Origin of the sequence: Pseudomonas sp. K5002 (genome assembly GCF_013386655.1) — a bacterium.
GTDB lineage: Bacteria > Pseudomonadota > Gammaproteobacteria > Pseudomonadales > Pseudomonadaceae > Aquipseudomonas.
Genome location: NZ_JACARK010001142.1, coordinates 1 through 909, shown reverse-complemented (window position 1 = coordinate 909; position 909 = coordinate 1). Strand labels below are relative to the sequence as shown.

The 909-nt window shown below is 62.5% G+C and carries 1 protein-coding gene; it reads right to left on the bottom strand.

Going from position 1 to position 909, the window contains the following annotated elements; translation table 11 throughout:
* Positions 1-23 precede the first annotated feature (23 nt).
* Positions 24-644 carry a glutathione S-transferase family protein gene (locus tag HX846_RS34160; RefSeq protein ID WP_087692541.1) on the bottom strand — a complete coding sequence of 207 codons (621 nt, stop codon included), beginning with the start codon at positions 642-644 and terminating at the stop codon, positions 24-26.
* Positions 645-909 lie beyond the last annotated feature (265 nt).

Sequence of the window (909 nt, the reverse complement as noted above, 5' to 3'; positions counted from 1 at the left end):
CAAGCTCCCTCGCCACAAAATCTTCAAACCTTCGCCAGGCCCACAGCGGTGCGTTGCATACCCACAAACCCCTGCAGCGCCTCGATACTGCCCAGCCAGGCGCGAACCTGCGGATAGTCGTCCAGCGCGACATTCCCCTCCGGCGCATGGGCGATGTAGGTGTAGTGCGCGATATCGGCAATCGTCGGCAGGTCACCGGTGAGAAAACGGCTCTGCTCCAACTGGTGCTCTACCACTTTGAGGAATGCGTGGGAGCGGCTGATGGTCGCCTCGGCATCCAGCGCGGCACCGAACACAGTGATCAATCGCGCCGCAGCCGGCCCGGTGTGCAGTGGTCCTGCCGCAGCCGAGAGCCAACGCTGCACACGGGCCTGGGCCAAAGGCTCGGTGGGCAGCCACTGGGCGGTGCCATATTGGCCGGCGAGGTACACCAGGATCGCGTTGGAGTCCGCCAGCACCACGCCGTTATCATCGATCACCGGCACCTGGCCGAAGCTGTTGAGGGTGGCCAGGAATTCAGGGGTTTTGTGCGCGCCTTGCTTCAGATCGACGTGCACCCGCTCAGCGGGCACGCCCAGCAGCGACAGCATCAACTCAACCCGGTGGGAATGGCCAGACAAGGGGTAACGGTACAGTTTGATCATGACGGGCTCCGCGATGTGCCAGGGACTCGACCCGGTGATCGGGTCGATGACGCTTATGTTCCACCGCTACGGCACGCAGCAGAATAGCCAGTTTTTACAATCCAGCATTTCACCGGATGAAACAATCAATCGCCAAACAACTCGTCGATCAGGTTGAACAGGGTGGTTTTCACCGGGCTGTCGAGCTCGGTCCATGCCAGGCCGGTCCTGGCCCGGAACGCCCCCAACGCCAGGTGCCTGGACACGCAATTGGCCGGCAGCGCCC